Raw genomic sequence first — 6,060 nt, 5'->3', positions numbered from 1 at the left:
GAAGGGGACGCGCCGGGCCGGTCGGCCGTGTGGATGCCGGACGGACCGTCACGTCCCGTCCGGCCGCGGAAGCCGTCAGGCCTTGCTCTCGGACCGGCGGCGCATCCAGAACACCCCGCCGCCGACGGCCGCGGCCGCCACCAGGGCCCCGCCGATCGCCATGTCGGTGCGCGTCGCCCCGGACGTGGTGCTGCCGCCGATGCCGCCGCGGACACCACCGTGGATGACCGTGAAGGCGGCGGGCCGGGTCAGGGGCTTGCCGCCGCAGTTCGCCGTGATGTCGTACGCCCCGGGGTGGGCGTTGTGGTTGACCTTGACGGTCGCGCTCGCGGTGGTGCCGCCCTGGATGTGGTGCAGGTTGGTCCGCGGGAACGCCGGTGACTCGACGTAGCTGCCGGGCGTACTGCAGGAGCTGCCGTCGACGGTGACCGTCAGCTGGCCGCCCCGGGCGATGACGCTGGGCATGGCGACGATGTTGCTCGGTTCCGCCCAGGCCGCGGCGGACGGCGCCGCGAACCCGACCAGGGCGCCTGCGGCGACCACGGCCGCCAGAGCACGAGAATTGCGCATGGGAATCTTCCTCCGCGGCAGGCGCCCCGGGGACACCATTTCCCCGGTCGATCGGCGAGAGCGCCTCCCAGATAGACCCTCAGACGCCCTGCATGGAGCCGCATTTCGGGAATCGGCCGTCCTGGTGAGGTGACACGCCGGGGCGCGTCCGCGCGAGCGGATATTGCCGCAGGTCACGGACCGTCAGAAATTTCCTGCGGCCGACGACTCGGATGGCGCAGACCCCGGCCCCGTGCCACCCGTTCGCTCCCGCCCTTTCGCACGCCGCGCGCGCTGCGCATAGCGTTTTTCCCACGCGCAATGGACGCGGCCGGAATGCCGCGTTGAGAGGGGATAGAGAATGTCTTCGTCCCAGCCTTCGGAAGAATTCGACGAGGAGGAAAGGCAGCGGAAACGCGCGCCGTGGGGCGTCATGGCGCTGGTCCTGCTGACCGGTCTCGCCCTGATCCGCAACGGCTCCGGCGAGTTCGACGTCGGCCCGCCGCAGCCCGCGTCGGCCGCGGCGGCGGACCGCGCGCCCGTCAAGTCGGACGGCCCCGCGCCGCTGGCGTTCTCCCCCGCCGACCGCGTCCGCGTCAAGGCGATCCGGGTCGACGCGCCCGTGATGGCGGTCGGCCTGGACGCGGAGGGCTGGGTGGACGCGCCGCCGCCGGACGACCCCAATCTGGCGGGCTGGTTCACCGGCGCGGTGTCGCCGGGCGAGAAGGGCACGGCGGTGGTCGTCGGGCACGTCGACAATCAGCGCGGGCCCGCCGTCTTCTACGGCCTCGGCTCGCTGAAGAAGGGAAACCGTGTCGAGGTCCTGCGCAAGGACCGGCGCACGGCCGTCTTCGAGATCTACGGCATCGAGGTCTTCGAGAAGAACAACTTCCCCGGCGGCCGTGTGTACGCGAGCGGCGCCACGCCCGAGCTGCGGGTCATCACCTGCGGCGGCGGCTTCTCCAAGCAGCACGGCTACGACGGGAACGTCGTGGTCTTCGCCCGCCTCGTCGAGGTGCGCTGACGCCCCGGGCCGGGCGGGCGGAACGACCGGGGCGCGGGCACAGGGCCCGCGCCCCTTCCGCGTGGCGGCCGGCCTAGACGCGGTACCGGCTCGGCACGGTGAGCCGGTACCCGGCGTCCACCAGCTCCGGCAGATAGGCCCGCAGCGCCCGCACGCTCTGCGAGCGGTCGCCGCCCGCGTCGTGCGAGAGCACCACGACACCGGGGCCCGCGCCGCCGAGGACGCGACGCACGATGGTCCCGGTGCCGGGGGTGCGCCAGTCGAGGGTGTCCACGGTCCAGGCGAGCGGCTCCATGCCCAGCTCCGCGCCGAGTTCGAAGGCCGCCCGGTTCCAGGCGCCGTACGGAGCACGGAACCACTCCGGCGGCCGTCCCACCGTGGCGTCGACGATGTCGCAGGTGCGCTCCATCTGACGGCGGATCGACTGGCGCGAGAGCCGCGGAAGGAGCGGGTGGCTCCAGGTGTGGTTGCCGATCACATGCCCGTCGTCGACCATCTCGCGCAGCAGGTCCGGGTGGGCCGCGGCCATCTCGCCGCACACGAAGAACATCGCGCGGGCGTCGTGCCGCCGCAGGGTGCGCAGGATGTCCGTGGTGTAGCGCGGGTCGGGCCCGTCGTCGAAGCTCAGGACCATGGAGCGGACACGCCCCGGCAGCCGCAGGATCGGCGCGCGGCGCACCGCCGGGCGCGCGGGGGCCCCGCGCTGCGGCCCGTACCCGGTCATGGGACGCAGCCGGTACGCGGAGGCCCGCGCCGGGGACTTCGGCGGGCGGCCGCTCTGCGGTCCGGCGGCGGGTCCGGCCGCCGCCCCGGACGGGGCCCGTCCAGGGGTCGCGGCGGTGTCCGCGGTCAGGAGCCGGGCCGTGGTGGCCGCGCCGAGCACGGCGGCACAGCGGAGCAGCGCACGGCGCCCCGAAGGCATCTGATCGGTTTTCATCATTAATCCGTCGCATGGCCGAAGGCCGCGACGCCTCCGCGACACCGGCGGGGCGCGGGAATGCACCCGATGGGACCAGCCGCGCCGCGCCCGGGCGACGGCCGGTCAGCGGCGGCGGACCAGCGGGAACGGCAGCGTCTCGCGGATGGTCAGGCCGGTGAGGAACATGACGAGGCGGTCGACGCCGATGCCGAGGCCGCCGGTGGGCGGCATGGCGTACTCCAGCGCGTCCAGGAAGTCCTCGTCGAGCTCCATGGCCTCGGGGTCTCCCCCGGCGGCGAGCAGCGACTGTGCGGTGAGGCGGCGGCGCTGTTCGACGGGGTCGGTCAACTCCGAGTAGGCGGTGCCCAGTTCGGTGCCGAAGGCGACGAGGTCCCAGCGTTCGGCCAGGCGCGGGTCGGTGCGGTGCTGGCGGGTGAGCGGGGAGACGTCGGTGGGGAAGTCCTTGTAGAAGGTGGGCAGCGTCGTCGGCTCCTCGACGAGGCGTTCGTACATCTCGAGGACGATGTCGCCGCGGCCGTCGTCGATCGTGTACGGGACGTGGGCGCGGTCGCAGAGCCGGTGCAGGGCAGGCAGTTCCGTGTCCGCGTCGACCTCCTCCCCCAGCGCCTCGGAGATCGCGCCGTACACGGTCTTGACCGGCCAGGCCCCGGAGATGTCGTACTCGGTGACGGTGCCGTCGGCGGCGGTCTTGCGGGCGGTCTGGGTGCCGAAGGCGGCGGCCGCGGCGCCCTGGATGAGTTCGCGGGTCAGGTCGAGCATCACGTCGTAGTCGGCGAAGGCCTGGTAGGCCTCCAGCATCGTGAACTCGGGGTTGTGCTTGTAGGAGATGCCCTCGTTGCGGAAGGTGCGGCCCATCTCGAAGACCTTCTCCATGCCGCCGACGCAGAGCCGCTTCAGGTACAGCTCGGGGGCGATGCGCAGGTACAGGTCGAGGTCGTAGGCGTTGATGTGGGTGGTGAAGGGGCGGGCGTTGGCGCCGCCGTGGATCTGCTGGAGCATCGGTGTCTCGACCTCCAGGTAGCCGCGGTCGAGCAGGCCCTGGCGCAGTGCCTGGACGGCGGTGGAGCGGGCGCGCACGGCGTCGCGGGCGGCGGGGCTCGCCACCAGGTCGAGATAGCGGCGGCGGACCTTGGCCTCGGGATCGGCGAGGCCGCGGCGCTTGTCGGGCAGCGGGCGCAGGCACTTGCCGGTGAGCTGCCAGGAGGTGGTGAACACGGTCAGCTCGCCCCGGTCGCTGCGGCCGACCTCGCCGGTGGCGGTGATGTGGTCTCCGATGTCGGTGCCCGCGGTGAAGGCGTCCAGGACGTCCGGACCCGACCGGTCGCGGGTGAAGGCGAGTTGGAGGTCGCCCGACCAGTCCCGCAGCACGGCGAAGACGACGCCGCCGAAGTCGCGCACGAGCATGACGCGGCCCGCGACCGTCACTTGACTGCCCGTCATATCCGGGTTGATCGAGGCGAGTTGGTGGGTCCGGGGTGCGATGCCGACCGGGTAGGGGTCGACGCCGTCCGCGCGCAGCCGGTCGAGTTTGCGGTGCCGGATGCGGATCTGCTCGGGCAGGGACTCCACCGGGTCACGGGCAGCGCCGTCGGCGTCGGCAGCGAGGCCGAGCGCGGTGATGGACGGCAGGCCCTCGGTGGTGGCGGGCTTGGTGACGCCGCGCGGCCTGGTGTGGCCCTTGCCCCACAGCTTGCGCAGCGAGGGTACGGAGACGAAGCCCTCGGCGATGCCGGAGGCGAGGCTGATGCGGGCGAGGGAGCCGGTGTCGCCGTAGCAGATGAAGCGCGGGTACCACTCGGGGTGGTACTTGGCGTTGGACCGGTAAAGGGCCTCCAGCTGCCACCACTTGGAGAAGAACAGCAGCAGCCGGCGCCAGAGCCGCAGCACCGGGCCCGCGCCGATCCGGCCGCCCTCCTCGAAGACGGACCGGAACACGGCGAAGTTCAGCGAGATCCGCTTCACCCCGAACTTCGGCGCCACCGCGCACAGTTCAGCGACCATGAACTCCATGACGCCGTTGGGCGCGCTGCGGTCGCGGCGCATCAGGTCCAGGGAGATGCCGTCGCGGCCCCAGGGCACGAGCGAGAGCAGCGCGAGGAGGCGCCCGTCGGCGTCCAGGGCTTCGACGAGCAGGCAGTCGCCGTCCTCGGGGTCGCCGAGCCGGTCCAGGGCCATGGAGAAGCCGCGCTCGGTCTCGGTGTCCCGCCAGGCGTCCGCCTTGTCGATGATCTCCTCCATCTCCTCGTCGGTGAGGGTGGAGTGGCGGCGCACGCGGGCGGTCGCGCCGCTGCGCCGGACCCGGTTCACGGCCTGGCGGGTGACGCGCATGTCGCGGCCGTCCAGGTCGAAGTCCGGCACGTGCAGGATCGCCTCGTCGCCGAGCTGCAGGGCGCCGAGCCCGGCGCGGGCGAAGGCCTTCGCGCCCTCCTCGGACGCGCCCATCACGGCCGGCGCCCAGGCGTAGCGCCGCGCCACGTCCAGCCAGGCGCCGATCGCGCGCGGCCAGGCCTCGCGGTCGCCGACGGGGTCGCCGCTGGCCAGGCACACTCCCGCCTCGACGCGGTAGGTCACGGCCGCCTTGCCGCTGGGTGAGAAGACGACGGCCTTGTCGCGCCGCGTCGCGAAGTAGCCGAGGGAGTCCTGGTCGCCGTACCGGCCGAGCAGGGCGCGGATGCGGGGCTCCTCGTCGCCGTGCAGCGCCGCCTCCATGCGCTGCGAGCGGAACAGGGTCGCGGCGGCGTTCAGGAGCGCGAGCGCGCCGAACAGGCCGAGGAAGAAGAACAGCGGGCGCGGCGGCGCGCCGTCGAAGTAGTCGTGGCCGTGGATGAGCCCGCCGAAGACCCGGTTCGCCGCCCACAGCAGCCGCTCGCCGCGCGGCAGCGTCCCCGGGAACAGCTCGACGAGCCCCCAGCCGAGGAGCACCGCCACGCCGAGCCCGGCGGCGAGCACCCCGACGGCCCGCCGTACGGCCCCGCGCCGCGAGTCGGCGTAGAACTCGCCGCGCGCCAGGACGAGGAACACCAGCGCCACGCCGCACACGACCAGGGACGGCACCGACTCGGCCCAGTAGCCGAGGGCGATCCCGAGCACGTCGAAGGCGAGCAGCAGGCCCAGGTAGATGACGACGAGCCACCACGCGACCTTCTTGCGGGCGGCGATGGCACCGGCGAGCAGGAAGAGGAAGACGGCGTACGCGAGGTTCGCGCTGACGGGCACGGTGATCAGGTCGAGGAAGCGGATCACCGGGCGCAGCAGGTGCCGCAGCGGCGCGATGACGGCGAGGACGGCGCAGAACAGGCCGAGGGCCCCGAAGAACACCGCGAAGGCCTCCGGGACCTTGGCCAGGGTGCGCCGTCGCCCGGCACCAGGGGCTGCGCCCGGCTCGGCCTCGGACTCACTCATGCACCCGACTCTAAGAACCCTGGGCCGTGCCCGCCCGTCGGCCGCCCTCCCGGGGCCGAGGTGTGCCCCGGTAAGGGGCGCGGGGAACTGCGCGACCAGCCCAAGAAGAGCCGCAGACGCGTCTGCATCGTCATGCGGCAGACGC

General features: G+C 73.1%; 4 protein-coding genes. 1 reads left to right on the top strand and 3 read right to left on the bottom strand.

Annotation, left to right across the window (positions count from 1 at the left end):
• Positions 1–75: 75 nt before the first annotated feature.
• Complete coding sequence (locus ACFVHO_RS40410) at positions 76–570, bottom strand: hypothetical protein (protein WP_385725532.1); 495 nt, start codon at positions 568–570, stop codon at positions 76–78.
• 340 nt (positions 571–910) lie between these two features.
• Between ACFVHO_RS40410 and ACFVHO_RS40405 the strand changes: the two genes are divergently transcribed.
• Positions 911–1,573 (top strand): class F sortase, encoded by a 663-nt coding sequence (locus ACFVHO_RS40405; RefSeq protein ID WP_385725531.1) that lies wholly within the window; start codon positions 911–913, stop codon positions 1,571–1,573.
• A 73-nt stretch (positions 1,574–1,646) separates the two neighbouring features.
• Here ACFVHO_RS40405 and ACFVHO_RS40400 read toward each other — a convergent pair whose 3' ends face one another.
• A complete protein-coding gene (locus ACFVHO_RS40400; RefSeq protein ID WP_385725530.1) occupies positions 1,647–2,510 on the bottom strand; it encodes a polysaccharide deacetylase family protein in 864 nt (287 codons plus the stop codon).
• Between the two features lie 105 nt (positions 2,511–2,615).
• On the bottom strand, positions 2,616–5,915 hold the full coding sequence (gene lysX / locus ACFVHO_RS40395; RefSeq protein ID WP_385725529.1) for a bifunctional lysylphosphatidylglycerol synthetase/lysine--tRNA ligase LysX: 3,300 nt from the start codon (positions 5,913–5,915) through the stop codon (positions 2,616–2,618).
• Between the last annotated feature and the right edge of the window lie 145 nt (positions 5,916–6,060).

The organism is Streptomyces sp. NPDC127108 (assembly GCF_042677545.1).
Taxonomy (GTDB): domain Bacteria; phylum Actinomycetota; class Actinomycetes; order Streptomycetales; family Streptomycetaceae; genus Streptomyces.
The sequence above is the reverse complement of the archived record's forward strand: the minus strand, read 5'-3'. Positions and strand labels throughout refer to the sequence as shown.

What these genes read in the sequence shown, in the direction of transcription:
- lysX (WP_385725529.1), bottom strand. Translation starts at nt 5,915, where the DNA reads ATGAGTGAGTCCGAGGCCGAGCCGGGCGCAGCCCCTGGTGCCGGGCGA.
- ACFVHO_RS40400 (WP_385725530.1), bottom strand. Translation starts at nt 2,510, where the DNA reads ATGAAAACCGATCAGATGCCTTCGGGGCGCCGTGCGCTGCTCCGCTGT.
- ACFVHO_RS40410 (WP_385725532.1), bottom strand. Translation starts at nt 570, where the DNA reads ATGCGCAATTCTCGTGCTCTGGCGGCCGTGGTCGCCGCAGGCGCCCTG.
- ACFVHO_RS40405 (WP_385725531.1), top strand. Translation starts at nt 911, where the DNA reads ATGTCTTCGTCCCAGCCTTCGGAAGAATTCGACGAGGAGGAAAGGCAG.